Source organism: Actinoplanes palleronii (assembly GCF_016862315.1).
GTDB lineage: Bacteria > Actinomycetota > Actinomycetes > Mycobacteriales > Micromonosporaceae > Actinoplanes > Actinoplanes palleronii.
This window is the reverse complement of sequence record NZ_BOMS01000134.1, coordinates 36,157-62,595: the sequence shown is the minus strand read 5'-3', so window position 1 is coordinate 62,595 and position 26,439 is coordinate 36,157. Positions and strand designations below refer to the sequence as shown.

At 70.9% G+C, this 26,439-nt stretch carries 24 protein-coding genes; 10 read left to right on the top strand and 14 right to left on the bottom strand.

The window, feature by feature from the left end; all coding sequences use genetic code 11:
• Positions 1-52: 52 nt before the first annotated feature.
• On the bottom strand, positions 53-844 hold the full coding sequence (locus Apa02nite_RS39740; RefSeq protein WP_203829657.1) for an SDR family NAD(P)-dependent oxidoreductase: 792 nt from the start codon (positions 842-844) through the stop codon (positions 53-55).
• A 167-nt stretch (positions 845-1,011) separates the two neighbouring features.
• Here Apa02nite_RS39740 and Apa02nite_RS39735 point away from each other — a divergent pair, with 167 nt between their 5' ends.
• Both Apa02nite_RS39735 and Apa02nite_RS39730 read left to right on the top strand, forming a co-directional pair.
• Positions 1,012-1,899, top strand: coding sequence for an MBL fold metallo-hydrolase (locus Apa02nite_RS39735; protein ID WP_239164868.1), 888 nt, complete (start codon positions 1,012-1,014; stop codon positions 1,897-1,899).
• A gap of 4 nt (positions 1,900-1,903) precedes the next feature.
• The gene (locus Apa02nite_RS39730; protein ID WP_239164867.1) at positions 1,904-2,755 is read left to right on the top strand and encodes an AraC family transcriptional regulator; all 852 of its coding nucleotides are present in this window, start codon (positions 1,904-1,906) and stop codon (positions 2,753-2,755) included.
• Here the strand turns inward: Apa02nite_RS39730 and Apa02nite_RS39725 are convergent.
• The gene (locus Apa02nite_RS39725; RefSeq protein WP_203829655.1) at positions 2,749-3,348 is read right to left on the bottom strand and encodes a DUF7691 family protein; all 600 of its coding nucleotides are present in this window, start codon (positions 3,346-3,348) and stop codon (positions 2,749-2,751) included. The two genes, Apa02nite_RS39730 and Apa02nite_RS39725, sit on opposite strands and share 7 nt — an antisense overlap.
• A 47-nt stretch (positions 3,349-3,395) precedes the next feature.
• Positions 3,396-4,448 (bottom strand): hypothetical protein, encoded by a 1,053-nt coding sequence (locus Apa02nite_RS39720; protein WP_203829654.1) that lies wholly within the window; start codon positions 4,446-4,448, stop codon positions 3,396-3,398.
• A 187-nt stretch (positions 4,449-4,635) separates the two neighbouring features.
• Between Apa02nite_RS39720 and Apa02nite_RS39715 the strand changes: the two genes are divergently transcribed.
• Positions 4,636-5,487, top strand: a complete 852-nt coding sequence (locus tag Apa02nite_RS39715) for a hypothetical protein (protein WP_203829653.1) — start codon at positions 4,636-4,638, stop codon at positions 5,485-5,487.
• Between the two features lie 310 nt (positions 5,488-5,797).
• Here the strand turns inward: Apa02nite_RS39715 and Apa02nite_RS39710 are convergent, their stop codons facing one another.
• Positions 5,798-6,145, bottom strand: coding sequence for a hypothetical protein (locus Apa02nite_RS39710; protein ID WP_203829652.1), 348 nt, complete (start codon positions 6,143-6,145; stop codon positions 5,798-5,800).
• An 85-nt stretch (positions 6,146-6,230) separates the two neighbouring features.
• On the opposite strand from Apa02nite_RS39710, the gene Apa02nite_RS39705 reads away from it, so the two are divergent.
• Together Apa02nite_RS39705 and Apa02nite_RS51485 are read left to right on the top strand one after the other, a co-directional pair.
• Complete coding sequence (locus Apa02nite_RS39705) at positions 6,231-6,971, top strand: SMI1/KNR4 family protein (RefSeq protein WP_239164865.1); 741 nt, start codon at positions 6,231-6,233, stop codon at positions 6,969-6,971.
• Positions 6,968-7,108, top strand: a complete 141-nt coding sequence (locus tag Apa02nite_RS51485) for a hypothetical protein (RefSeq protein ID WP_239164864.1) — start codon at positions 6,968-6,970, stop codon at positions 7,106-7,108. Before Apa02nite_RS39705 ends, Apa02nite_RS51485 begins: the two co-directional genes overlap by 4 nt.
• A gap of 100 nt (positions 7,109-7,208) precedes the next feature.
• Here the strand turns inward: Apa02nite_RS51485 and Apa02nite_RS39700 are convergent, their stop codons facing one another.
• The 4 genes from Apa02nite_RS39700 to Apa02nite_RS39685 form a co-directional block, all read right to left on the bottom strand.
• Positions 7,209-8,024, bottom strand: a complete 816-nt coding sequence (locus tag Apa02nite_RS39700; RefSeq protein ID WP_203829651.1) for a hypothetical protein — start codon at positions 8,022-8,024, stop codon at positions 7,209-7,211.
• Between the two features lie 30 nt (positions 8,025-8,054).
• On the bottom strand, positions 8,055-9,116 hold the full coding sequence (locus Apa02nite_RS39695) for a lysylphosphatidylglycerol synthase transmembrane domain-containing protein (RefSeq protein WP_203829650.1): 1,062 nt from the start codon (positions 9,114-9,116) through the stop codon (positions 8,055-8,057).
• A 54-nt stretch (positions 9,117-9,170) separates the two neighbouring features.
• Complete coding sequence (locus tag Apa02nite_RS39690; protein ID WP_203829649.1) at positions 9,171-10,223, bottom strand: hypothetical protein; 1,053 nt, start codon at positions 10,221-10,223, stop codon at positions 9,171-9,173.
• A gap of 234 nt (positions 10,224-10,457) precedes the next feature.
• Complete coding sequence (locus Apa02nite_RS39685; RefSeq protein WP_203829648.1) at positions 10,458-11,666, bottom strand: hypothetical protein; 1,209 nt, start codon at positions 11,664-11,666, stop codon at positions 10,458-10,460.
• Between the two features lie 230 nt (positions 11,667-11,896).
• On the opposite strand from Apa02nite_RS39685, the gene Apa02nite_RS39680 reads away from it, so the two are divergent.
• The 4 genes from Apa02nite_RS39680 to Apa02nite_RS39665 all read left to right on the top strand — a co-directional run bounded on the left by Apa02nite_RS39680 (position 11,897) and on the right by Apa02nite_RS39665 (position 16,949).
• Complete coding sequence (locus Apa02nite_RS39680; RefSeq protein WP_203829647.1) at positions 11,897-12,727, top strand: helix-turn-helix domain-containing protein; 831 nt, start codon at positions 11,897-11,899, stop codon at positions 12,725-12,727.
• 189 nt (positions 12,728-12,916) lie between these two features.
• Positions 12,917-13,804, top strand: a complete 888-nt coding sequence (locus tag Apa02nite_RS39675) for an ABC transporter ATP-binding protein (RefSeq protein ID WP_203829646.1) — start codon at positions 12,917-12,919, stop codon at positions 13,802-13,804.
• Positions 13,801-14,862, top strand: a complete 1,062-nt coding sequence (locus Apa02nite_RS39670) for an iron-siderophore ABC transporter substrate-binding protein (protein ID WP_203829645.1) — start codon at positions 13,801-13,803, stop codon at positions 14,860-14,862. The genes Apa02nite_RS39675 and Apa02nite_RS39670 overlap by 4 nt, the downstream gene beginning before the upstream one ends.
• A complete protein-coding gene (locus tag Apa02nite_RS39665; protein WP_203829644.1) occupies positions 14,859-16,949 on the top strand; it encodes an iron ABC transporter permease in 2,091 nt (696 codons plus the stop codon). The genes Apa02nite_RS39670 and Apa02nite_RS39665 overlap by 4 nt, the downstream gene beginning before the upstream one ends.
• A gap of 72 nt (positions 16,950-17,021) precedes the next feature.
• Here Apa02nite_RS39665 and Apa02nite_RS39660 read toward each other — a convergent pair whose 3' ends face one another.
• Positions 17,022-17,897 carry an AraC family transcriptional regulator gene (locus tag Apa02nite_RS39660; RefSeq protein WP_239164875.1) on the bottom strand — a complete coding sequence of 292 codons (876 nt, stop codon included), beginning with the start codon at positions 17,895-17,897 and terminating at the stop codon, positions 17,022-17,024.
• A gap of 92 nt (positions 17,898-17,989) precedes the next feature.
• On the opposite strand from Apa02nite_RS39660, the gene Apa02nite_RS39655 reads away from it, so the two are divergent.
• A complete protein-coding gene (locus Apa02nite_RS39655) occupies positions 17,990-19,042 on the top strand; it encodes an acyl-CoA dehydrogenase family protein (protein ID WP_239164863.1) in 1,053 nt (350 codons plus the stop codon).
• A gap of 66 nt (positions 19,043-19,108) precedes the next feature.
• Here the strand turns inward: Apa02nite_RS39655 and Apa02nite_RS39650 are convergent, their stop codons facing one another.
• From Apa02nite_RS39650 to Apa02nite_RS39630, 5 genes are all read right to left on the bottom strand, one after another.
• The gene (locus tag Apa02nite_RS39650; RefSeq protein ID WP_239164862.1) at positions 19,109-21,388 is read right to left on the bottom strand and encodes a putative bifunctional diguanylate cyclase/phosphodiesterase; all 2,280 of its coding nucleotides are present in this window, start codon (positions 21,386-21,388) and stop codon (positions 19,109-19,111) included.
• Between the two features lie 120 nt (positions 21,389-21,508).
• Complete coding sequence (locus tag Apa02nite_RS39645) at positions 21,509-21,829, bottom strand: hypothetical protein (protein WP_203829642.1); 321 nt, start codon at positions 21,827-21,829, stop codon at positions 21,509-21,511.
• Positions 21,830-21,917: 88 nt separating this feature from the next.
• A complete protein-coding gene (locus Apa02nite_RS39640) occupies positions 21,918-22,778 on the bottom strand; it encodes an aldo/keto reductase (protein ID WP_203829641.1) in 861 nt (286 codons plus the stop codon).
• A gap of 95 nt (positions 22,779-22,873) precedes the next feature.
• Positions 22,874-23,284 (bottom strand): response regulator, encoded by a 411-nt coding sequence (locus Apa02nite_RS39635; RefSeq protein WP_203829640.1) that lies wholly within the window; start codon positions 23,282-23,284, stop codon positions 22,874-22,876.
• Entirely contained in the window at positions 23,281-26,265 is a 2,985-nt protein-coding gene (locus Apa02nite_RS39630) for a SpoIIE family protein phosphatase (RefSeq protein ID WP_203829639.1), read from the bottom strand. Before Apa02nite_RS39630 ends, Apa02nite_RS39635 begins: the two co-directional genes overlap by 4 nt.
• Between the last annotated feature and the right edge of the window lie 174 nt (positions 26,266-26,439).

Genomic DNA, 26,439 nt, shown 5'->3' with positions numbered 1-26,439 from the left:
TGTTTACTGGCTCACATCGGCGTGCGTCAAGAGGTGACCACGAAACTCCGGATCACAGCAGCGTGGTCAGGACGCCGCCGTCGACGCGCATCGCGGAGCCGTTGATGGCTGACGCGAGCGGGCTGGCGAGGAAGGTGACCGCGTTGGCGATCTCGTCCGGTTCGATGAAGCGTTCCAGCAGGGACGTCTGGTTGGTGCCGATGATCGCCGCCCGCATCTGCTCCTCGGGGAGCGACTGCGCGGCGGCCAGCGCCCTGACCGTGCCGGCGACGCCGTCGGAGTAGGTCGGGCCACCCAGCACCGAGTTGACCGTCACCGCGGTGCCCTTGGTGAGCTTCGCCAGGCCGTTGCCGACCGCGAGCATCGCCGTCTTGGACGTACCGTAATGGATCATGTCGGCCGGGATGTTGACGCCCGATTCGCTGCTGACGAACACGATCCGGCCCCACCCGCGCTCGAGCATCGCCGGCATCAGCCGCCGCGCGAGCCGGACCCCGCTGAGCACGTTGACCTCGTGGTAGCGCCGCCAGTCGTCGTCGGAGATCAGGTCGAACGCCTTGAGCTCGAAGAGCCCGACGTTGTTGACCAGGATGTCGACGCCGGGGAGCTGATCGCACAGCCGGTCGACGTCGCCGGCGACCGCGAAGTCGGCGGGCAGGCCACTGACCGCGACGCCGGGCACCTCGCGGCGCAACGCCGCGACGGCGTCGGCCAGTCGCGCCGGGTCCCGGCCGTTGAGCACCACGTCGACGCCCTCGCCGGCCAGTGCCCTCGCGGTCGCGTAGCCGATGCCGCGGCTGGATCCGCTGATGAACGCGGTCTTGCCGGTGAGCTGCAGGTCCATCTGTCCTCCTGGTGAGTGGGCGCCGGTAGCGCCTGGTTCTGATCGTGCCGGGAGCCGATGAGCGTTGGATGAGCAAACGGACCCGCGCGAGCCCGCCGAGACGCTGGCTTAAACAGCAGAGACGGCAGAGCATTTCGCGTCTCGTCGGTGCTGCTTACGGTCGACCGGTGCAGACAATCGTTCTCGGTAATGTCGAGGTCACCCGGGTCGTCGAGTGGCAGGGCGCGTTCGGCGCCACCGACGTGTTGTTCCCGTCCGTTCCCGCCGACTTGTGGCAGCGGCACGAGTCCTGGCTCGCGCCCGACTTCCTCGACGCCGCAACCCGCGAGTGGCAGACGACCGTGCAGACCTGGGTGCTGCGCAGCGCCGGCCGCACCGTGCTGGTCGACACCGGGGTGGGCCACGGGCTCGACACCGGCGGTGACTTCCTGGAGAGGCTGGCGGCGGCCGGCGTGCGGCCGCAGGACGTGGACCTCGTCGTCAACACGCACCTGCACAGCGACCACGTGGGGTGGAACACCCGGCTGGTCGACGGAGTGTGGGTGCCGACGTTCCCGCACGCGCAATACCTGATCAGCCGGGTCGACTTCGACTACTGGAATCCCGACAACGGCCACGTGCCGGTGTCGCCGTTCCACTCCGCCGCCGCGACCGGGGCGATGTTCGAGGAGAGCGTCCGGCCGGTTCATCAGGCCGGGCAGGTCGTGCTGTGGGAGGGCGACAGTCACCGCGTCGACGAGAACCTGGTGCTGCAGCCGGCGGCCGGGCACACACCCGGCTCGGCGGTGCTGCGGCTCGAGTCCGGCACGGATCGGGCGCTGTTCGTCGGCGACATCGTGCACACCCCGCTCCAGCTGATCGAGCCGGATCACGAGATCTGTGTGAGTGAGGACCAGGCCGAGGCGACCCGGGCCCGCCGACGGGTTCTGGAGCAGGCAGCGGCGACGAACAGCCTGGTGGTGCCGGCGCATCTGGGCGGGGCTGGGGCCGCTGAGATCGTACGATCGCAGGGAAGTTTTTTGATCAAGCAGTGGGCGGCGTTCTCCGAGGGTTGAGCCGGTGGGGGACGATCCGGTGATGGACCTGCTCAGCGACGTGATCGGCGTGATGCGGGTGGGGCGGCCGGCCCTGTCGCTGGAGGTCGCGGATCCGGGGTGGCAGGCGGCAGCGCCGATTTTCGAGGGCGCCCGGTGCTACGTGGTCACCGCGGGGTGCGTCCGGGTGACCGGGCCGGGCGACGCGGCCGTGACCTTGCAGGTGGGTGATGCCGTGCTGGTGCCGCACGGCACCGCGCACACCCTGGTGAACGCCACCGACGGCGCGGCCCGGTTCCTGTCCGGCGCCTACCGGATGGACCAGGCCCGCCCGCACCCGCTGTTCCACGATCTTCCCGACCTGGTCGGTCTGCCCTCGCGGCCGGACCGCTACCCGAACCTGCACGCCTCGATCGAGCTGGTGCGCGGCGAGCTCGACGAGCAGATGTACGGCCGGGACGTGGTGCTGCCGGCCCTGCTCGACGTGCTGCTGGTCTACCTGATCCGCGCGTGTCTCAGCGAACGCGCCCAGTCACAGGCCACCGGCTGGTGCACGGCCCTCACCGACGAGGTGATCGCGCGCTCGTTGCGAGCCGTGCACGAACGCCCCGCCGAGGCCTGGACCGTCGCGTCGCTGGGCGCGTTTGCGGGGCTGTCGCGGGCCGCCTTCGCACGCCGGTTCACCGCGATGGTCGGGCAGCCGCCGCTGACCTACCTGACCTGGTGGCGGCTCACGCTGGCGGCACGCCTGCTGCAGACGACCGACCTGCCGCTGTCCGCGGTGGCGCAGCGCAGCGGATACGGCTCCGCCTACGCCTTCGCGAACGCCTTCAAACGCGAATACGGCATGTCCGCCGGCCGGTATCGGCATCAGTAGTAGAAGGTGACCAGGTCGACGCCCTCCCCCTCGGAGTAGGCCAGCCACTGGAACAACGCATACGACGGCCTGCCGAACTCGTCGTCGTTCAGGCTGGTGTTGGGGGCGGTCGCCAGCAGGTCGGCCGGGGCGAGCAGCTCGGCGTTGAACATGTGCCCGATCGCCGGGAAGTCGGCGTGCGGCAGCGGCACCGGCGAGCCGCTGGAGATCAGGCCCTCCAGGGAGAAACCCGGAGCGAGCAGGCCCGCACTCTCATGCGCCTCGTCGACCACCCGCAGATAGTCCCAACCGGAGAACGAGGGGAACCCGTGGTCGTGCAGCCGCTCGCCGGTGCGGTCGCACAGGTGCTCGAGGAAATAGCCATACGCCGAGCCGAGCCGCTCGTCGTAGGGCTCACCCATGATCACCTGCCGGGCGATGTCGGCGAGCGTGACCGTGTCGTCGCCACGCAGCTCGTTGACGTGCTCCTGCACGTGCTGCCGGTGCTCCGGGAAACTGGCCGCATACTGCTCCGCCAGCTCGGCGTCGCCGCTGCCGACCTGACTTCGGACCTTCTTGATGTCGACCGCGTAGGCAGCAATCCCGTAACTCATGCGCGAGATGCTAACGGCGACCCCTGACAGTTTTTCCGGGCCGCAGGTCAGAACGCGAGGTAGGCGTAGCTATAGGAGCGACCCCGGTCGTAGACGGCCCGCAGCCAGGGCTGCCGGACCTCGGGCAGCCGGGACAGCACGCCGAGGAAGATCTGGCCGTCCGGCATGAGCCGATAGCCCGGGATCTGTTCCGGCAGGGCCTCCGGCAGCATCGGGACCGACCGCCCGACCGGCTTCGGATCGCGGTAAAACGCGAGGTGCCGCCAGACCTCCCAGGCCAGCGGGATCGGTGTCGCCGGCGGGGCCACCGGCCAGAGTTCGCCGGTCTGCGGATGCTCCGGGACGAGGACGACATCGCCCTCGACGGCCAGCAGACCGGGGCCGGCCAGCACCAGGGTGCGCTCCGGCCCGGTGCCGGCCGGGCCGAGACGGTCGAGGACGGGCCGGAAGATCGCGGCGACCCGATGGTCCGGAATCAGGATCGGGGCGCCGCCCGAGGCGGCCAGCACATGCGCCAGCGCCGAGGCGACGGCTGCCGTCCAGATCGGATGCCAGCCACCGTACGGTTCGGACGGAGCCAGGCCGGGCCGCTGGGCGAGCAGATCGGTCCAGCCGAGCACCGGGTACGGGCCCGGACCGTCCTCGATCACCCGGGTCGCAACCGGATCCAGCCACACCGCCTGCCACAGCCCGCAGTCGTCGATCCGGATGGCCACCGGCGCGCGGCAGGCGGCACAGACCATGTTGGGTACGTCGCCGGCGACACCGCAGCATCGGGAGTCGAGGACCAGCGCCAGGTCGATGACGGCGCCGTGGACGTCCCCCGGGGCGAGCAGCACATGGCCGGCCGGTCCGCCCGAGATGCCGGGTCTCGGCGCGTACCAGCCGAGCGCCTCGGCTTCACCGGCGCCGAGCTCGTCCCACCGTCGCCGCGGCGGCCCCAACGGCAGCGGATCCACCGCGAACGTGCCGGGCTCCAGCACCGGATCGAGCGAACCCTGCGCGCCACCGGCCTTCTGATTCGCGTGGACCGGAAGCACCACCCTCGACACTGCGACCGTCAGCGCGGCCCCACAGACCCGGCACCCGAAAACCGTCACACAACCCCCCGATGTCGACTGAGGCCAATCTAGATCACGGCACGGTGATGGGGCCGATGGCCTCAACCGGGATCGAGTCAAACATGTCAAATCAGACGACAAATCTCGGACTTCTATGCACCACAAAAAAGGACTAAACATCCCAATTGGCAGATTCTTGCGCCTCGACCCCTCATAGGATCCGCTTATGAATAGGTCAGAGCAAGGAGAGCCATCGAAAAACCGTCGGGCGATCAAGCTTAGTAACGTTCAAAGATCCCTGATCGGCCTGGTGGGCGCCACGGTAATCAGCGCAGGAATAGTCGCCATTTTCGTCCGCGAAGGCCAGACAGGTGCCGCAACCCTGACCATCATCGGCGGACTTATCCTATTAGTCGGCATCGGCGGCTACCTGCCTCAAAGGGTGGGCGTATCCGGCGTCGAATTCGTTGAAGAAGTCCTCGAAACACTTGAAGGCGAGGGCGTTCCCCGTCCTACGATCGATGCCGTAGAAGTGGATCTTCGCGAAAAGCGGGCTGCAAGATCGGAGGCTGAGGCGGAAGCAGCACCCAGTCCGGACACCTTCGAAGCGACATTCGAAGACCTAATTCAGGGAGCACTTCCTTCTTATCTACGGTTCGAAGCCAGGAAAGAAAGCACAGCGGAAAGCCCTTGCGGCGCAATAGAAATGCGCAGCACCAGAAACTCGTCCATGTCACAAAAAGTCATCATCGGCAGTGCGGCATTCGATCTGAGAACAAAAGTCGAGGAAAGCGTCGCTCGTCTTGCCGGCATGGAGCTCGGTGGACTTATATTCATTGCCAGCGGAAGGCGGGGAAGCGAATATGAAGCCGTCCTGAAAAGGTGGTTCACCCGCCGCGCACGGAACGCCGGATTACACAATGCCCATCTAATTTTTGTTACCGGAGTTGATGAATTTTCGAGGCGCGAGGTCGCCTCCGCGATCAAACGTGCTTGGGCGTCGCTGACCAACCCTCCGAGCCAACAGTCGGCACAGGGCGTGACGGGCAGGGAAAGTGACTCGTCAGGAGAGGCATGAAACTCGTCAGATACTTCGCTCCGGACCGACGGCCCAGCCGCCTCAATCCGCCGCGATCAGCGTCACGCCCACCAGCTTAATCAGCACTGCGACGAATATTTCGAGTATCAAGACACGCATTTAAAAGGCGAAAAAGCATGAGCCACAAGAGTGAAGACGAGGTGAAAGCCGAATAAATCACTTATTCATGCCTCACGGTCACGAACCGTGCGGTCAACGACACAGCGGCAGGGCGAAAGCCAGCACCGCCGGCGTGGTCGAGGTCAATGAGTTCAACTGCCGCAGTGTCCTGACCCGCGGCCTGCGGTGATTAACGATCGGGCAGTGCGAACCCCAGGCAGGCCACGACGGCCGTCGAGTCGTGGTTGAGGAACAGCTGGAAGTGATACGGCGGGTTGTCCGCGCCCACCGCGTACCCGAGACACACCGCCTTGTTGCCGAGCGACCGTAAGGCTTCGAGGGCCGAGGTGAAGCCGAGCGTCGCAGTCTCCGCTTCCCGCAGCTGCGCCTCCCGGATGGTGTAGATCCACACCAGATCAGGAGCCGGCACCGGCGTCGAGTAGACCCGCCACCGCCTGCCGTACAGCACCGCTCGCCGACACGCGGCCAGCACCTCGTCCTTCGGATCCAACAAGCTCAGGAGGTGATCACGGTCCACGCGCGGAATCTACCGGCGGCCGGCGGGCAGACGACACAGTTGACGTAGCACCGCGGTACGGACCATGTCCTCAAGGGCGTGCAAAATGCTGGTCGTGCGTATTGAGCGTTTCGCGTTCTCCATCGATTCCGTCGAAGCCGTTGCGGACGGGTGGCGGCTTGACGGCGAGCCGGATTATCACCGACGGCGCTGGGCAGAGCCAGGTGAACGCTTCCACCTTGCCTGCAACGAGTCCGGCCGGCAGCCGCGCGACGTGGACCTGGTCGTCGTCGAGCTCACCGAGTCGTACGCAGTCGTGAGCGGCACCGGCGGTGACCTGCTCCGGCCGGACGACACCGTGTCCGGTGAACGCACCGTCGCGGACCGCGCCGAATCACACCGGACACCGGCCGAGGCTGCCGCGCACCTGGCGGAGATCCTGGGCTTGCCACCCCTGGCCGATCAGGCCGAGGAGCGCAGGGACTGGTCAGCGGTGGAGACCGAACTCGGCGTCACACTGCCCGGCGACTACAAGGCATTCATCGACGCTTACGGCCCGGGATCGGTCGATGACCACGTCCATGTGTGCGCCTGCGACGCACCCGAGGAGTGGGCGAACTTGGCCGAGCACAACTCGTATGCCCACGAGTGTGTCGGCGCGGAGTTCTTCGGCCGGGGCAATTGGCGGCGGGACTGGCACCTGGGTGACGCGTCGCACTGGAACCCGGAGCGGGAAGACATTCCCGCATGGTTCGAGCCCGGCGACGACCTGATCTCCTGGGGGCACACCGGGAACGGCGATTTCCTGTTCTGGCACGTCAAGCCCGGCACGGCGACTGGCCCGTGATGTTCAAGGAGCGGGGACCGCTCTGGGAACGGTACGAAACCGGATTCGCCACCACACTGGCCGACTTGCTCACCGGCGACGTCCAGTCCGAATATCTGAGCTACTGGCTCGGCGGTCCACACTCCTACGACCGCTGACCGGCCGCGAGCGCACCCAAAAACCCCACCCAACAACCGTGTGAAGTTACGGCGCGGAGCGCACCCAAAGTCCCCACACAGCAACCTCGAGCCCGCCGGGCTACACGGCGGCTCGGGCGGGTGTGTGGGCGGCTCGCCGCAGGGCGTACACGGTGATGGCGGCCGCCACCACCAAGGGCGCGCCGTCGCGGATCAAGCCGTCCTCGCCCAGCAGGATCCAGCACAGCGGCAGGTCGAAGGCCAGCACCGCCAGCGTGGTCGAGGTCAATGCGGCGCGGGCGCGGTGGCTGCCCCGGCCGATGAAATAAGCGGACAGCAGGGCCACGTAACTCACCGCGATGCCGGCCAGGATCCAGAGGATCACGGCCAGGGTCCACTCCGGGCGGTGCCGCAGCGTGCCGACCGCGGTCAGGGCCGGGACCAGCATCAACGGGCTGTAGCTGAACGAGGCCAGCCGGGCGGTCAGCACCCACGGGTCGCTCGGCGGGGCCTCCCGCAGGCTCAGGCCCTCCCTGGTCAGAACCGGTCGCCGCGGCTGGTGGATCAGGTGCGCGTCGATGCCCGGGTGGCGGTGGAGCAGCACCACCACGGTCAGGCAGAGCAGCGCGAGCACGCCGAAACTGATCAGGCCGGGCAGCGCCGGGCGGCCCGAGGACGGGACGATCAGGCGACCGACCGCGAACAGCGTGGTCATGGTCAGAATCAGACTCAGCGGCTTGGCGGTGGCCCGAGCCCGGCGGACCTGGAAGATCAAGATCAACCACCCGAGGGTACGAACGAGCGCCCAGCCCGTCCGCACCACGAAGCCGGCGCCGCGCTCCGGTGCGTACCAGAAATTGAGCACCTCGACCACGACGGTGGCCACAGCCGTGGCGATCAACAGTGCCGTGAGGACACGGACCGGGCGGGGAGTCATGGAAAAGGCAGTACCCGGGCCGGGTCTTCGTCACGCCGTGCGGTGGCGGTGGCGCATGACGAGCCAGGTGATCCAGCCCGCGCCGATGATGAAGCCGAAGCTGATGATCCGGTAGAGCACGACGGCGGCGATCGCGGTGCCGGTCGGCACTCCCCCGCCGGCCAGGCCGAGGATCAGCGCGCTGTCGATGATGCCGAGCCCACCGGGGACCAGGGTCACGGTGCCGGCGGCCATCCCCGCGCAGAAGGCGAGCAGCAGCTGGACGGCGTTGACCGGCGCGTCGCTGACCGCCCGGACGCACATCCACAGGCAGGCGGCGTCGAGCCCCCAGTTGAGCACCGCGAAGACCGCGGCGGCGAGCCCACGGCCGGGGGTCAGGCGGGCGGCGCCGAGCTGGCCGACGAAGTGCCGGATCTTGTCCAGGCCCTGCTCGGCGGGGCGGCGGCGGAGCCGGTTGAACCGCGCCAGGACCGCCCGGGTCGCGGGCTCCAGCGCGGCGGGGCGGCGGCTGACCCGGCGGACGCCGAACACCAGCAGGGCGATGGCGGTGACCAGGGCGGCCAGTCCGTACCAGTGCGGGGTGCCGCCGGCGAAGAGCGCACCGACCACGGTGACCACCGCGAGTGCCGTGGTGGACAGGATGCCGGACAGCGCGATGCACCAGGCGGCGACCGCGGGTGTCGCGCCGAAGCGGCGCATCTGCTGGAAGTTGAACTTGGTGGAGAACGCCGGGCCACCCGGCAGGGTCTCGTTGAGCGAGTGGGCGGCGTAGGCGAGCGCGATGTTGCGGTAGAGCGGCACCTTCAGCCCGGCGGAGCGCAGCAGGGTGTGCTGCATTCGCGCGTAGGTACCCATCGCCGCCAGCTCGGCGATCACCGCGGCGGCGAGCCAGCCCAGGTGCGGCGCTCTCAGCTGGCCGAGCGCCGAGGACAGCGACGACCAGCCGAGAACGAGCTCGACAGCGAACAGGACGATCACCGCGGCGACGGCGGCGCGCCGGGCCCAGCGGCGCTTGCGACCGGGCTCGGCGGCGGCACCGGGCTCGGCGGCGCCGTCCTCGGCAGGCTGGGCCGAGTCGAGGGACACCGTCATGAGTGCGCTGCTCTGATCATTCGCTGCTGCATACCCCCACCTCGGGCAAATCACTCAGACCGTGGCAGGGGTGACAGCGGGGGATGCGGCGCCGGTCACCGGGGCGGTGGTGCGGGCGCGACCCGCGCGCACTCCGCTGACCAGGCAGAGAACAACACCAAGAACAAGCCAGGAGATCAGTACGACGGTGGCGTGCGCGGCGCCGTGGCCGTCGAAGAACGCGGTCGAGCGCAGCAGCTGTCCACCGGCACCCGGCGGGAGCAGCTGACCGAAAGCGCCACCCCAGCCGGGCAGCATCTCGGGTGCGCTGGTGAGGCCGGAGAACGGGTTGCCGACCAGCATCATCAGCACCGCGCCGAGCCCGAAGCCCGGGTAGCCGAACAGTGCCTCCAGCCCGAGCAGGGTCATCGAGATGGCGCCGATGGTCAGGGCGATCGCGCCGGCGTTGGCCAGGTAGGAGCCGTCGATCGAGCCGAACCAGAACTGCAGGATCGCGGCCATGGCCAGCCCGCCGGTGACCGCGAAGGTCAGCGCGCCGGTGACCCGGCGGGTGGTGCCGCGCAGCAGGTTGGTGAGCAGCACCGCGGTGAGCAGGCCGCCCATCACGAGGGGCAGGGCCGCGGCGGACAGGCCGGCGCCGCGCGGGTCGTCGGCGGGCAGGGCGACGACGTCGCGGGTGGTGACCGCCGGGCCGCTGCCCGGTGCCTGCGCCTGCGCGAGAGCGGTGCCGAGGGCCTGCAGGGACTGCGCGATCGAGGCGCTGCCGGCCGAGGCGGTCAGCAGGTGCGGGGTGCCGCTGCTGAGGTCGATCGCGCCGTAGACCTCGCGGTCGCGGATCAGCTGCTCGGCGGCGGCGCTGTCGGCGACGCGGGTGACGTCGAACGCGCCGGGCATCTTCGTGTCGAGGGTGGCGATCACCTGGTCGGCCGCGGCGGCCGGGCCGGCCACGGCGATCGGCACGTCGTGCAGCGACGAGTGCACCGACGGCCAGGCGAACGCGGTGAGCAGCACGCTGATGATCACGGTGAGCAGAGCCACCGCGGCGGCGACCCTCGGCCAGGGCGACGGCGTGGCCGTGGTGGTCTCGGGCTGTACCTGGGTGGACATGAGCTTCTCCTTAGCGAACGACTGTTCGTTTTTGAGTCTGGAGGCGGCAGTGCCCCGTGTCAAGAACGAGCGTTCGCTTTATGATTCGGCTCATGCTCCGCGCTCCTGAGGAATAGCGCGCCGGCATACCAACAGCCCCCGATCGGCCTTCCCGGAGTGCGGGGATGATCGATCGAGGGCTGTTGCCGGGATTGGCCGAGGGTTATGTCTCCCCGACGTCAGTGAGAGATCGCATCAGCGGGTGCCACCGGACGCGCCGCCGCCGGAGTGGCCGGAGCCACCACCGGACGAGCCGCCACCCTGCTGACCACCCGACGAGCCGCCACCCGAGTGCCCCGAGCCACCGCCCGACGCGCCGCCACCGGACGAGCCGCCGCCGGGCTGGCCACCACCGGACGAGCCGCCACCAGGCTGGCCACCACCGGACGAGCCGCCACCCGAGTGCCCGGAGCCACCACCGGACGAGCCGCCACCCTGCTGACCACCAGAAGCGCCACCGGACGAGCCACCCGACGAGCCACCGGAAGCCCCGCCGCCGCTGTGCCCGGAGCCACCGGAAGCGCCGCCACCGGACGACCCACCGCCAGGAGCGCCACCACCGGACATACCCCCACCCGAGTGCCCCGAGCCGCCCGACTGCCCGCCACCGGAGTGCCCCGGGCCGGAGCCCCCGCCGTGCCCGGAGTTGGAGCCCCCGCCGTGCCCGGAGTTGGAACCGCCACCGTGACCGGAGTTGGAACCCCCCTGGTGTCCCGGGTTCCAACCACCCTGGTGTCCGGAGTTGTTACCCCCCTGGTGTCCCGGGTTGAAGCCCCCGTGGTGTCCACCACCAGCGTGCCCGGGGTTGAACCCACCGTGGCCGGGGTTGAACCCACCGTGGCCGGGGTTGAACCCACCGTGGCCGGGGTTGAAACCGCCATGTCCCGGGTTGAATCCCCCCTGCGGGCCGACGAAGACGCTGCCCGGACGTCCACCGCCGAAGCCGCCCTGGTGTCCGGAGATGAAGCCACCCTGCGGCCCGACGAAGAAGGTGGCCGGGCGGAGGTGCCGCGGCCGGATCCAGCCCGGACGTCCCGGCAGCAGCGGGTACGCCGCGACCAGCGACGGGCCGTACGGCCGGAAGCCCGGCTGCAACCAGTCACCGTCGGTGAGGATCCGCAGTGCCCACGTCCCGCGCCGCTCGCCGACCGTCACGTACGTGACGTCGAAGTCGCTCCAGTCGGAGTTGTCCCGGCCGAACTGGCCCGCGACCGTGCACGCCTGCTGAGATGTGTACCAGCCGACGACCTGTCCGGTGTCTCCGGAATCGTTGCAGCAACCGCCCGCTTGCTTGGTCACCGGCGCCTGGTTGGCGCCCGAGGCCTGGGCGGGCCCGGCTGCCGTGGCGAGTGCGGCGAGAACACCGAGGCCACCTACGGTCACCACACGAGCAATCTTCTTCATCAACGCTCCATCCTCAGGATAGCTTTGATGACGAAAACGGGCTTTTCTCCACATCGGAAGTCGCCCCTGAGTCCGTTGCCGGATGGCCGTTCAGAGGACCCATCACGAAGGGTGACGGCGGTCACCGGCCGGGCGCCAGACCCTGCGTACCCCTCAGGAATTTTGCCGAAGCGGCGCTGACGCCGCCTGACGGCGCGGATGGTGAAGATCGCTCGCGTACCCTCGTCGGCATGCCGGCCCACGACGCCCTGAGCCTGGGGACCTGGCGGCGCGACCCGGCGACGGTGGTGCGCCGGGCCGTGTCGGTGCCGGCCGGTGACCTGGGGCCGCTCACGATCGTCGCCGAGTCGGAGGTGTCCGGCGTCGCCACCGACTGGCTGCCGCACGCGCATCCGATGCACGAGCTGGTGTGGGTGCGCGGCGGCACGCTGACCTCGCGGATCGGCAACCGGATCTTCACGGTCCCGGCCGGGTACGGCCTGTGGCTGCCCGCCGGCGTGGTCCACGGCGGCCGGCTGACCGCCGGCGCGGAGCTGCACGACGCGTTCTTCGTCCCCGAGCGCACCCCGGTCGCGTTCGCCGGACCGACGTCGATCACGATGACCCCACTGCTGGAGTCGCTGCTGTTGCGCCTGGTCCGCACGGATCTCGACGCCGAGGCGCGGGCCCGCACCGAGGCGGTCGTGTTCGACGTGCTCGACCCCTCGGAGCGGCAGTTCGCGCTGGAGCTGCCCGGCGATCCCCGCATCGACGGCATCGCCGAGGCGCTGCTGGCCGACCCCGCCGACGACCGCGGGCTGCAGGAGTGGGCGGACCAGCTGGGCATCAGCGATCGGACGATCACCCGGGCGTTCCGCGGCGCGACCGGGCTGTCGTTCGCGCAGTGGCGGCAGGCGTTGCGCGTGCACCAGGCGCTGGCCCTGCTCTCCGAGGGCGTGGACGTGCGCGGGGTGTCCGAACGGCTCGGTTATGCGCAGCCGAGCACGTTCATCGCCGCGTTCCAGCGGGTGATGAACGTGACGCCGGGCCTGCTCGCCCAGGCGCCCGCCTATCGCGCCTGATGTCCGGAATCCCGTATCGCCTGTCCTGAGGGCCGGATTGCCGACAATCTGATGATCATCTAGCCTCCGTAAGGCAAGGCAAACCTAACCTCACTCCGGCCGGCCAGCACGGTCACGCCGCAAGCGAGGCCGACGGCTGCCTCGACCGGGCGTGCCGCGCCTGCTGCCCTGCGAATTCGGAGCCGCTCGATGTCCACGACGCCTGCGCCCTCCGCGGCCGTGCTCCGCGGTGACCAGCTCGTGCTCCGGTACGGCAAGACCGCCGTGGTGCACGGCGTCTCGGTGGAGCTGGCGCCCGGCCGGGTGACCGCGCTGATCGGGCCGAACGGCAGTGGCAAGTCCACGCTGCTGCGGGCGCTGGCCCGGCTGCACCGGGTGGACGGCGGCGAGGTGACCCTCGAGCACCGCGACGGGCGGCCGGCCCGGGCGGTGTCGCTGCTGAGCGCCCGGGACTTCGCGCGGGAGGTCACCCTCTTCTCCCAGTCGCGCCAGGCCCCGCACGGGCTGACGGCCGGCGAGGTCGTCGCGTTCGGCCGGCACCCGCACCGGCGGCGCTTCGCCGGCCCGTCCCCGGCCGACCGGGAGGCGATCGCCGCGGCCATGGCGGTCACCGGCGTGACCGAGATGGCCCAGCGGCCGGTCGGCGAGCTGTCCGGCGGCGAGATGCAGCGCGTCTGGCTGGCCGCCTGCCTGGCCCAGCAGACCGGCGTGGTGCTGCTCGACGAACCGACGAACCACCTGGACCTGCGCTACCAGATCGAGACGCTCGACCTGGTCCGCGACCTCGCCGACGAGCACGGCGTCGCCGTCGGCATCGTGCTGCACGACCTCGACCACGCCGCCCGGGTCGCGGACACGCTCGTGCTGCTGCACGCCGGGCGCATCCACGCGGCCGGCGACCCCCTCGCGGTGCTCACCGCCGAGCACCTCAGCGAGGTCTACGACCTGCGGGTCGACGTCGACGTCGACCCGCGCACCGGGCGCCTGCGCCTCGACCCCGTCGGGCGGCATCCCGCCCGCAACCGTCACGCCGCCCCCGCGGCGCCCCCGATCCACCCAGGAGAAAAAGTCCGATGATCCTTGTCAACCGCCTCGCGATCACCACGGCGGCCCTCGCCGCGGTCGCCGTGGCGCTCAGCGCCTGCGGCACCACGAAGGTGGACGAGCCCGCCGCCGCCGGCTCGGCCGCCCCCACGTCGCAGACCTGCGCCAACGACACCACGACGACCGCGACCGGCCCGGTGTCGATCACCGACGGCGTCGGCCGCACGGTGGAGCTGGCCAAGCCGGCGCAGCGGGTCGCCGTGCTGGAGTGGCAGCAGACCGAGGACCTGATCACGCTCTGCCTCAACCCGGTCGCGGTCGCCGACGCCAAGGGCTACGCCACCTACGTCAAGGCCGAGACGCTGCCCGCGGGCGTCGTCGACACCGGCGAGCGCGGCCAGCCCGACCTCGACGCGCTCTACGCGACGAACCCCGATCTGATCATCGTGGAGGCGTTCAAGGCCGACGACGAGCTGATCACCAAGCTGGAGAAGCGCGGCGTGCCGGTGCTGGCCACCGTGGGCGCCGACGCCACCGGCCAGATCGCGAACATGAAGAAGGTCTTCTCGATGATCGGTACGGCCACCGGCCGTACCGAGCGCGCCGAGAAGGTGCTGAGCCAGTTCGACACGCACCTCGCCGAGGCGAAGACCACGGTCGCGGCCGCGAACGTCACCGCGAAGGACTTCCTGTTCTTCGACGGCTGGATCGAGGGCGGCAACGTCGTCATCCGCCCGTACGGCAAGGGCGCGCTGTTCACCGAGCTCGGCGAGCAGCTCGGCCTGGTACCGGCCTGGACCGACGCGATCAACAAGACGTACGGCAGCGGCGGCGTCGACCCGGCGTACGGTCTCGCGCAGACCGACATCGAGGGCCTCACCGCCGTCGGCAGTGCCACCCTGTTCTACTCCGACGACGACACCGCGGACAGCTACGTCAAGGAACTGCGCAAGAGCCCGATCTGGTCGGCGCTGCCGTCGGTCAAGGAGAACCGTGCGTACGCGTTCCCGGCGGGTGTCTGGGGCGCCGGCGGCCCGCTCTCCAACGAGCAGGCCATCGACGCCTACGTGAAGATCCTGACCACGGCGTGAGCGACACCCGGGTACGGCCGGCACTGCCCGGCCTGGGACTCGGTCGCGGGATGAGCGGGGCGGCCGTGCTGGCCGTCCTGCTCGTCGCGGTCGTGGTGGCCGGGCTGTGGCACATCACCCAGGGCACCTCCGGCATCGGCTTCACCGACCTGGTGCGTTACCTGCTCGGGGCGCGTGAGCAGGTCGGTGGCGTACCGGTCGCGGACGTGCTGACCGGCTCGCGGCTGCCGCGGGTGCTGGCCGGGGTCGCGGTCGGGGTGGCGCTCGGCGCTGCCGGGGCCCTGCTGCAGTCGGTCACCCGCAACGCGCTGGCCGCGCCGGACACCCTCGCCGTCACCGCCGGGTCCTACTTCGCGCTGTGCGCGGTCGCCGCGTTCGGCCTCGCCGTGCCGCTCTGGGCGTCCGGCGCGGTGGCCTGCGCCGGTGGCCTGCTCGCCGCGGGCCTGGTGCTCGGGCTGGTCGGCACCGCCTCGGGCATCGGCTCGACCCGGCTGATCCTGGCCGGTTCGGCGGTCGCGATGGCGCTCGACGCGGCCACCGCGATGCTGCTGATCCTGTTCAAGGAGAGCACCACCGGCCTGTACGCCTGGGGCAGCGGCTCGCTCGCCCAACTGAACATCGACGCCGCCCTGCGCGCCGCCCCGGTCATCGTGGTCGCGCTCGGCGCCGCCCTGCTGCTGGCCACCCGCCTCGACGTGCTCGGCCTCGGCGACGACGCGGCCGCCTCGCTCGGTGTGCCGGTCCGCTCGACCCGGGTCGTCGCGGTGCTCTGCGCCGTGCTGCTGACCAGCATCTCGGTGACGCTCGCCGGGCCGATCGCGTTCGTCGGGCTCGCGGCGCCGGTCGCGGTACGCCTGGCCGCCCACCGGATCGGCGCCCTGGCCCGGCACCGCTTCCTGATCCCGGCCTGCGGACTGGCCGGGGCACTGCTGGTCATCCTCGCGGACGCGGTGCTGCGGGCGATCCTCGGCGCGCAGGCGGCCGCCTCGATCCCCACCGGCATCCCGACCGCGCTGCTCGGCGCCGTGGTGATCGTGATCCTGGCGCTGCGGCTGCGCGACGCCGGCGCCGCGCGCGAGGCGCCCCGGGCGTACGTCGCGGTCCGCTCCCGCCGCCGGTTCACCACCGTGCTGATCGTGGTGGCCGCGCTGCTGGCCGTCGCCACGGTGGCCGGTCTGCTGGCCGGCAGCCTGTGGCTGCGCACCGGCGACATCGTGCTGTGGCTGCAGGGCACCGCGCCGGACCTGATCGGCCGGGCGCTCGACGACCGGGCCCCGCGGGTCGCCGCGGCCGTCGTCGCCGGTGCGGCCCTCGCCCTGGCCGGCACGCTGGTGCAGGGCACGGTCCGCAACCCCCTCGCGGAGCCGGGCGTGCTCGGCATCACCGCGGGCGCCGGGCTGGGCGCGGTGATCGTGGTGACCTCGGCGCTGTCCGGCGGCCGTCCCACGCTGATCGTCCTGGCCGTCGTGATGGGTCTGGCCACGTTCGCGCTGATCACCGTGCTGGCGTGGCGCGGCGGACTGCTCCCGGACCGGTTCCTGCTGATCGGCATCGGCTGCGGGTACGCGCTCAGCAACGTCAGCACGTTCCTGCTGCTGCGCGCCGACCCGTGGGACACCCCGCGGATCCTGACCTGGCTCTCCGGCACCACGTACGGCCGCACCTTCGCCGACGTGCTGCCGGTCGCGCTGGTGCTGCTGGTCGCGATCCCGGCGGCGCTGGGCATGCGCCGCCAGCTCGACCTGCTGGCCATCGACGAGGACACCCCGCGGATCTTCGGGGTACGCCGGGAGGGCGCACGCCTGACCCTGCTGACGGTCGCGGCGGTCGCCGCGGCGGTGAGCGTGATCGCGATCGGGGTGGTCGGCTTCGTCGGTCTGGTCGCACCGCACCTGGCCCGCAGCCTGGTCGGCGTCCGGCACGGGCGGATCATCCCGGTCGCCATGCTGCTCGGGGGCCTGCTGGTCTGCACCGCCGACACGCTGGGCCGCACGATCATCGCGCCGGCGCAGATCCCGGCCGGCCTGATGATGGCCCTGATCGGCGCGCCGTATTTCGTCTGGCTGCTACGCCGCTCCCGAACCTGATCCGGCGTCAGGTAGTCGGCTGGTTTTCAGGGGTGTCTCAGCCATCCCGAGACACCCCTGAAAACCAGCCGACTACACCGACTTGCGGAACCGGCCGGGCGACACCCCGTACTCCCGCCGGAAGGCACCGGCGAACGCGAACTCCGTCGCATAGCCCACCTGCCGGGCGATCGTCGCCAGCGGCGACGACGTCTCCCGCAGCAACCGCGCCCCGCGGTCCAGCCGCCAGTTCATCAGATACGTCATCGGCGGTTCACCCACCACAGCGGTGAACCGCCGGGTGAACGCGGTCCGCGACAGCCCGCTGCTCGCACTGAGCCGCTGCACCGTCCACGGTTTCTCCGGGCTGGCGTGCATCTCCCGCAGCACCGGCGACACCACCGGATCGTCGAGCGCCGGCCAGGTCACCCCGCCCTCGTCCTCCAGCCACAGCCGCAGCACGTGCACCAGCAGCAGGTCGAGCAGCGCCGACCGGGTCGCCCGGGTGCCGGGCCGGTCAGCGGCGGTGTCCGCGCCGAGCAGGCCGATCAGCGAGCGCAGCTCCGGATGCCGGTCGTAGTCCGGTGACACCGCGACCACGTCGGGCATCGCCCGCAGGTAGTGGTGCGCCCGGCCCCGGTCCAACCGGTACGCCCCGCAGAGGAACTCCACGTCGGACGGCTCGACCGGGGGCGGCTCGACGGCCATCACCGCCGGCGGCAGCTCACCGAATCCGCACGGCGCGTGGCTGAGCCCGTGCGCCGCGCCGGACGGGCTCAGCACGACGTCACCGGCGGTGAGCGCGACCGGCTCCTCGTTCCGCGTGATCAGCCAGGCGTCCCCGCGCGTCAGGATGTGGAAGCCGCTGCCGGCGAACGCGTCGTACCGCATCCCCCACGCCCCGGACGCGTGGACCGGGCGAGCGCCGACGTTCCCGGCCCGGACGCTGCCGATCACCTCGCTGATCATGTCCACCGCGCGATGGTAGCCGCACATCCGCGTATGGACCCGGGCCGCGCACGCATGGTCGCGGCACCCGCGCCGATGGTGCACTTTCTCCCGTGACGAGCACCGACACCACGTACCGAATCCTCCGCGACAACGCGGAACAGACCGAGAACCAGGAACGCCTCGCACCGGAGAGCTTGAAGGCCGCCGGCGCCGCTGGTGCTTTCGCATTGCGCACCCCGATGTTGTACGGCGGAGCCGAGTCGAACCCGGAAGCTCTCGCCGTGCACCTGGCCGCACTGGCCCGGGCGTGTCCGTCCACGGCCTGGATCGCCGGCACCTGCGCGACCAGCAAGACGTTTACGGCGGCCTCCTTCCCCGACGCCGTTCTTGCCGAGTTCCACGCCGACCCGGACGCGGTGGCCTGCGGCTCCGGTGTCCCGGCCGGTCGAGGCGAGCGCGTCGCCGAGGGGGTCCGGGTCACCGGACGCTGGCCGAACGTCTCGGGCTGCGAGGACGCCGCGTGGGCGGGCCTGGCCCTGATGGTCGACGGCGCGTACTCGCTGATGCTGGTCCCGGTCGCGGATCTGACCGTCGACCGGACGTGGCGGATGGCCGGCATGCGCGGCACCGGCAGCCACACCCTGGTCGCGACGGACCTGCTGGTCCCGGCCGAGCGGGTGGCACCGGCCACCCCGCCGGCGGCGGCACAGCGACTGCTCTACGCGCTCACCGTCCTGGGCCCGGTGGTCGGCGCCGCGACCGGTGCGCTCGACGTGGTCACCGCGATGTTCGCCTCGGACCGGAAACCGTTCATGACCGGGTACGCACGGATGGGCGACTCCCCCGGCGCCCGCCAGTGGCTGGCCGACGCGACCCACCTCGTCGACCGCGCCCGGAGCACCATGCTCGCGGTGGCCCGGGCGGCGGAGACCGTCGACGCCGCGTCGCCCGAACCGGCCCGGCTCGCCATGGACATGGCCTCCGCGGCCCGCGACTGCCGGTCAGCGGTGGACCTGATGCTCGACCTGCACGGCGCGAGCGGCTTCGCGGCCGGCAACCCGCTGCAGCGCTACTGGCGCGACGTCGCGGTGGGCTCCCGCCACCCCCACCTCAACCCCTACCTCGCCGCCGAGAACCTCGGCACCGCCCTGCTCCCGTCCTGACCCCGGCTGGCTTCCCGGGGTGTCTCGCGGGCGCGGAGACACCCCGGGAAGCCAGCCGAATACCGGTCAGCGGGCGACCATCTGACTGCCGACGCCGCCGGAGGCGAGCAGGTCGGCCAGGGCCGGGCCGGACATCGGGCGGGCGAAGTGATAACCCTGGCCGTAGGTGCAGCCCATCTCGGCCATGCACCGGGCCTGCTCCGCGGTCTCGATGCCCTCGGCCACCACGTGCAGCCGGTACGCGCGGGCCAGCCGGACCAGCGCCTCGGCCACCGCGTAGGTGTCCGGGTCGGTGTCGATGCCGTCGACGAACGAGCGGTCGATCTTCAGGATGCTGACCGGCAGGGTGCGCAGGTAGCTCAGCGCCGCGTACCCGGTGCCGAAGTCGTCGACCGAGATGCCGATGCCCATCTCGCGCAGCGTGCTCAGCCGTGCCACGGTCTGCTCGTCGGGCTGCAGGATCACGCTCTCGGTCAGTTCCAGCACGAGCCGGTCGGCCGGGAACCCGGTCTCGGCCAGCACCTCGCGGATCGTGTCGACCAGGCCGGCCTGGGTGACCTGGCGGGCCGAGACGTTGACGCTCAGCCACACCTTCTCGCCGGTCGGGGTGGACCAGCCGACGGCCTGCCGGCACGCCTCGCGCAGCACCCACTCGCCGATCGGGATGATCGCGCCGGTCTCCTCGGCCAGTTCGATGAAGGCGCCCGGCATCTGCAGGCCCCGGACCGGATGGTTCCAGCGCACCAGCGCCTCGACCGCGATGCCGTCGCCGCCGACCAGGTTGACCACCGGCTGGAAGTGCAGGACGAGTTCGCCGTTCTCCACCGCGTCGCGCAGCTCGGCGTCGCGCGCGCGGGTGTCCAGCTCCGGGGTGTAGACGCGGTAGTGGCCGCGGCCTGCGCGCTTGACCGCGTACATGGCGGCGTCGGCGTGGGCGATCAGCTGCGCGGTGTCGGCGGTGGTCTCGTCGAGGAACGCGACACCGATGCTGGCCTCGACGCCCAGCAGCAGATCGCCGAAGATCACCGGCGTGCGCAGGGCTTCGACCAGCCGCTGCGCGATGCTCTCGGCGACCTCCCGGCTCGGCATCCCGGGCAGCAGCACGGCGAACTCGTCACCGCCGAGCCGCCCCGCGGTGTCCCCGGTCCGGATCACCGCGCGCAGCGCCGCCGCGACCGCTTTGAGCACGGCGTCACCGGCCTCGTGCCCGTACGCGTCGTTGATCGGCTTGAAGCGGTCGAGGTCGATCAGCAGCACGGCGCTGTGCCGGTCGTCGCGGTGCGGCTGACGGAGCATCTCGCTGAGCAGCTCGGCGATCAGGGCACGGTTGGACAGCCCGGTGAGCGGGTCGGTGACGGCCAGGCGACGGTTCTCCCGCTGCGCGAACATCTGCCGGACGATCACCAGGCTGGTGATCACGATGCCGCCGAGGATCATGCCGCCGAGCGGGTACATCGACTGGTCCCGCGCGACGAAGGCGATCAGCGCGTAGGCGAGCACCACCGCACCGTACGGAAGCCAGCCGAAACGACCGCGACTGCGCCGCTCACCGGAGGTCGCACCGTCCTGGCGCAGCCGATGGTGCACGGCGAGCAACGCGAGGAAGGCACCGGCCGCCCACAGCAGGAACGGCCAGCTGCCGGGCTGGAAGTACACCCCGAACTGTACGTACGCGATGGTGTACGTGCTGTCGGCGACCACGTTCACCGTCATCGCCGCGCCGAGCAGTCCCACCGCGACCCCGGCCTTCGGGCGGCGCAGCAGCAGGGTGACCAGCGCGAAGAGCACCAGCAGGTCGAGGACCGGCACCGTGGCCGAGAACGCGATCACCACGGGATCGGCGCCCGGGGTCTGCAGGATCGGCCCGATCTCCAGGTACCACAGCGCCATGCACGCGCCGGCCACGATGATCAGCGAGTCGATCAGCAGCTTGACCCGCTCGGCCCGGTTACGGCGCGCGGCGGGCAGCAGCACCAGCCCGGCCACCAGGAACGGGATCGCCAGCACGTACAGGTAGTCAGAAACGGACGGGTAGGGCGGCATACCCGGCAGGAAGTCCCGGACCAGCGACGTCATCCGGGCGACGCCCTGCAGGAGGAACGCCACTTCCAGCACGAGCCAGGCCCGGCGCTCGCTCGGCTGCAGGCCGCCCTTCAGCACCAGCCTCAGGCCCAGCGCCGCGGTCATCAGCGTGACCGGCGCGAACACCAGGTCGTTCATCGTCCGCACCTGGAGGTCGGTGCCCCAGCCGGTCACACCCGGCACCACGATCACACCGAGCAGGGCGCCCGATCCCCACACGGCCACCGTCAACAGCCGCGCAAGACGAGCCCCTGGTTGTGCCATGCCTCCACCATGAAGCAATCACCGGCGAGTTTCGGCCGCTTCCCGGTGCAAGCAGGTTGCAGCCGGTCACCGGATCCACCCTCCTGGGGCGTCAGGCGACCGGCGAGCCAGGCGAGCCGGTCACCGGATCCAGCCGGGCCGGGGTGTCAGGGCGACCAGCAGCACGCCGAGGGCGACGGCCGCGACGGCCAGTCCGGCGGTGACCAGCGACCCGGCGGTCAGCATCGAGGCGAACGCGCCGATCGCCATCACCGACCCCGCCGACCCGGCCGACAGCACCGACGCGAACGAGCCGGCCGAGCCGACCGACAGCACCGAGCCGAACGACCCGATCGACAGGATCGACCCGATGGACCCGACCGAGAGCACCGAGTCCTTCGCATAGACGCTCAGGATCGAGCCGCTCGACTTGTAGGAGAGGAAGTTGCGGGTGGAAGTCATGGGAAGAGCCTCGCCCACCGCGGCAGTGCCCCGCAGCCGTCGGCCGACGGGTTCGCGATCCGTCAATCGGCTGACTGCGGGCTCCGCCTCAGACCGCCTTGGTCAGCGTGGCGAACTCGTCGTCGGTGAGCTGCACGTCCGCGGCGAGCAGGTTCTCCTCGAGGTGGCCGACCGACGACGTGCCCGGGATCGGGACGATCACCGGCGAGCGCCGCAGCAGCCAGGCCAGGGCCAGCTGCCCGGTGGTGACCCCCGGGTGCGCTTCGGCGACCTGGTCGAGCGGGCCGCCCGGACGCGCGAGGGCGCCGGCGTCGACCGGGGCCCACGGGATGAACGCGATGCCCTGCTCGGTGCAGAAGTCGACGAGGTCCTCGGCACGGCGGTCACCGAGGTTGTAGCGGTTCTGCACGGACGCGACCGGCAGCCCGGCGGCCTGCGCCTGCCGTACGTCGTCGACGCTGACCTCGGAGAGGCCGACCTGATTGATCAGGCCCTCGTCGAGGAACGCCTTGAGCTCGCCGAACTGCTCGTCGCGCGGGGTGTTCGGGTCGATGCGGTGCAGCTGCCACAGGTCGATCTGCTCGACGCCGAGGCGGCGCAGCGACATCAGTACGCACTGGCGCAGGTATTCCCGCCGGCCCAGCGCGACCCAGCGGTCCGGCCCGATCCGGGTGAAGCCGCCCTTGGTCGCGATCACCACGTCGCCGTAGCCGCTGCCGTCGTGCAGGGCCTCGCGGATCAGGTCCTCGGAGACGTCCGGCCCGTACGAGTCGGCGGTGTCGATGAACGTGACCCCGAGCTCGACGGCGCGCCGCAGCACCCGGATCGCCTCGTCGTGGTCCCGCGGCGGGCCCCAGACGCCCGGCCCGGTGATGCGCATGGCGCCGAAGCCGAGGCGGTGCACGCTCTTCCCGCCGAGATCGATGCTGCCGCTGCCCGCGATCGTCATGCCCCTGACACCTCCGGTCCGCTGGCGGAAGAAGCCGCCGGAGTGAAGATAGCGCAGCCGCGTTCCACCGTCCCGGTGGTCGCCGGCTCCGGTCTTCAGGACGCGATCGGGTGTCTCATCCAGTAGGTGACCCCCGCGATCAGCGTCGACTGCAGCAACGCGATGTCGATCGACTTCACCAGGTACCCGTTCGCGCCGGCCGCGTAGCATTCGTCCACATCGCGCGGATCGGTGGAGCTGGTCAACACCACGACGGCCAGTTCCGCGAGCACCGGCTCCCGGCGGATGTCTCTGAGCACCGCACGGCCGTTCCTGCCGACGAGGCCGAGGTCGAGCAGCATCAGCCGGGGCAGCCGCACCGCTCGCAACAGCCAGGGCACGACCTCGTCACCGTCGGCGAGCGCATCCACGCGCAGGTCGGGCTCCCACCGCCGCAGCGCCCGTACGATCACCTCCAGGTCGATCTCGTTGTCCTCCACCACCAGGACGGACCGGCGCTCGGTCATGACGCGCTCACCACTTCGATGGACGCCATGACCTGCATCCCGTGCCGTACCTGGTCGAGGGCACCGGGCACCGTCCGGGACGGCCCCCGCGCACCCGCCACCGGGCCATCGGGCGGTATCACCCGGGTGATCTCCACCCGCCACCGTCCCGGCAACTTCAGCACACCGACGTGGACCGGGCCGGTCACCGACGGCGGCACCAGGGTCATCAGGACGGCGAGCCGGCGGCACAGGTTTCTCCGGGCCGCTTCATGATCGGCCAGGACCCGGCTGATCAAGGCGCGCACGGCCGGCTGGGCGGACGGTCCGGTCAGATCCGGCAACTCGATCCCGGCCAGCGACCGTCCCCGGGGCCGTACCGCGAGCATGGCGATGTCGTCGTTGCTCTCGTCGCGGAACAGCTCGACCCGATCCATGGCGACCGTGATGACCTGCTCCGCGGACTGCCCGGCCTCGGTCACGGCGGTCACCAGGCGGGAGCCGAAGAACTCATCGCCGCGCCGCGACTCGGTGATCCCGTCGGTATACAGCAGGACCACGTCATCACCGGCCAACGGCAGGCTGACCTCATGGAAGACCGGGGAGGCGAGCAGCCCGAGCATCGGTCCGTGCCGGCCGATCTCGGTGGTGTCCCCGGCCCGGCGCAGCAGGGGAAGGGGATGGCCGCCGACCGCCGCCGTCAGGTGGCACTCGTCGCCGCGTCCGTCGATCCGCACCACCACGGCGGTGCAGAGTTCACCGCGGTCACCCGCCGTCCGCATGGCCTCGTTGAGGCGCTGCAACGCCTGGGCCGGTGAGGCACCCTCCTGGATGACGGTGCGCAGCACGGCCCGGGCCAGGCCGGTGATCGAGGCGGCGGCCGCGCCGCGACCGCAGACATCACCGATCATGAAGACCCGGCGGTCCTCGGCCAGGGTGATGACATCGTAGAAGTCGCCACCGACGTCGAGCGACCGGTCGCCGGCCTGGTAGTGGGCCGCGACATCGAACTCCGGCAGCAGCGGTAGGCGCGGCGGCAGCAGCCGGTACTGCAGCGCGGCCAGATCCGCGGAACGCTTGGCGTAGAGCAGCGCGTTGTCGATCGTGATGGCGGCGTGTATGGCGAGGTCGGCCATCAGGGTGTCGTCGGCCAGGTGGGGCAGCCCGTCCGAGGGCGCGTCCAGCAGCGTTATCAGCCCGACGAGCCTGCCCCGGCCCCGCAGCGGTGTCGAGCGCACCCGTTCCGCCCGCAGCCAGCCCGGCAGGTCGTCCCCGGTGGCCACCGGTTCGGCCAGCGCCGACTCCGCGATCCGGAGAAAGGCGGGGTCGGCGCCCAGCTCCGCCTTGATCCGCTTCTCCACCCGGATGTCCAGATGGCTGGCGGCCGCCAGCCGCAGACCGCCCGGGTCGGCCAGGAAGACCAGGCAGCCCTCGGCGAGGGCGGGCACCGCGATCCGGGTCATTCGCTGCAGCGTCTCGTCGATGTCGAGTGACGCCTCCAGGTGCGCCGAGGCAGCGGCCAGGAAGGCCGCCCTGCCGGTGGCCAGCTGGTGGCGCTCCTGCATCGCCGTCTGGTCGAAGGCCACGCCACCGAGGTGGGCCAGGTCGATCAGGTCGCGGCGCGCCGGTTCGGTGTCCGCCCGATCCTCGAGGGCGACCGCCAGCCAACCGGTCGTCAGCCGGCCCGGCATCCGCACGAGCTCCGCTCTCCGAGCACCTATCTCGACCAGAGGGGAGGCGTCTCCCAGGAGCTCGTCGATCAGGTCGCTGAGCGACAGTGACCGGTTGAGCACACCGTCCGGGCCAGGTGGCTGGGCCGCGAGCACGCCGAGAGCCGCGGCGACGGCGGAATCGGAGCACCGCGCCTGGTGATGCCGCATGCCGGCCTGTTCGTCGCAGACCGTGACCGCCGCCCCGACGACACCGTCGACATCCGCCACCGCCTCCAGCAGTGCGCCCGCGACCTGGCTCACGCTCCCGGCTGCCGCCAACCGGTCACGCAGCCGGGTGCGAGTCTCGACGGACCGCAGCAGCCGCCCCTCACGGGCGGCACGGCTGCGCAGCGTCAGCTCGGTGCCGATCCCCGCCGCGAGCACGTCCATCAACTCCCGCTGCCGGTCGGACCAGGCACGGGGATGCCCGCCGCAGACGCAGAGCGCTCCGACCACCACGCCCCGGACCGACACCGGTGCGCCGAGGTAGGTCTCGGTGCCACCGCACGGCGCCGGCAGCCGGCCTGCGGCCGACGAGGCGGCGATGGTCAACGGGGCGTGCGGGGAATTCGTCACGGCGCACAACGGCACGGCGACCGGGCTGGCGGGTCCGCTCCCGGGTGCGGCGCCGGACCCGGCCGCCGGCGTCCACTCGTCGCCGATCAGCGACAGGTGAACCCTGTCCGCGTCGCAGATCGTCCGTGCCAGCGCGGTGGCACCGTCGATGGTGGCCCGGGCCGCGTCGACGGCCGACATGGCGTCGGTCACCGCTCGGCGGCGCACCGGATCCGCGAGCCGCGTGCGGTGGAGAACGCCGTCGCCGTGACCGGCATCGAGGATCCGGGCCAGGGCGATGCCGACCTGGTCGGCCAGCATGAGCAGGAAGAGCCGTTCGACCGGGGCGAACTCCCGGGGATGCCGGAAAGAGATCCCCAATACTCCAAGTGTCGATCGACGAGAATTGATCGGCAGCGCCGCGAGCGCGTTGAATCCGGTCCGTTTCGGCGCCTGGTCAGGATAGCGGCGGGCCTTCTCCGCCGGATCGGAGAACCATTCTGCCCGCCGGTTCCGCACGACGCTACTGGCCGGGGTGTCGGCCGACAGTGCGAAGCGCGACCAGGTGTTCATCAGCTCGGCGGGGTAGCCGTCACCGGCCGCCACCACCAGTTCGTCCCCGTCGAGCAGGAACAGGATGCCGGCGGCGGCGCGGGTGGCCGCCTTCGCCTGGGCGACCGCAATGGTGACCAGTTCATCCAACGACAACGCCGCCGAGCAGGCGACCCGGACCATGTCCAGACGTTCTTGAAACGAATCGACATCATCTCGCACGACAGGCGCCGACGTTGATTTTTTCGTATCCACCGCGCCACCCTTATGACGGGACCGGGTAGGAATACGAATTATCCCCGGCCGGCGGGGAAGAACAAGGCGATGACACGACGGAGGCCCATTCCGGCGTGTCGG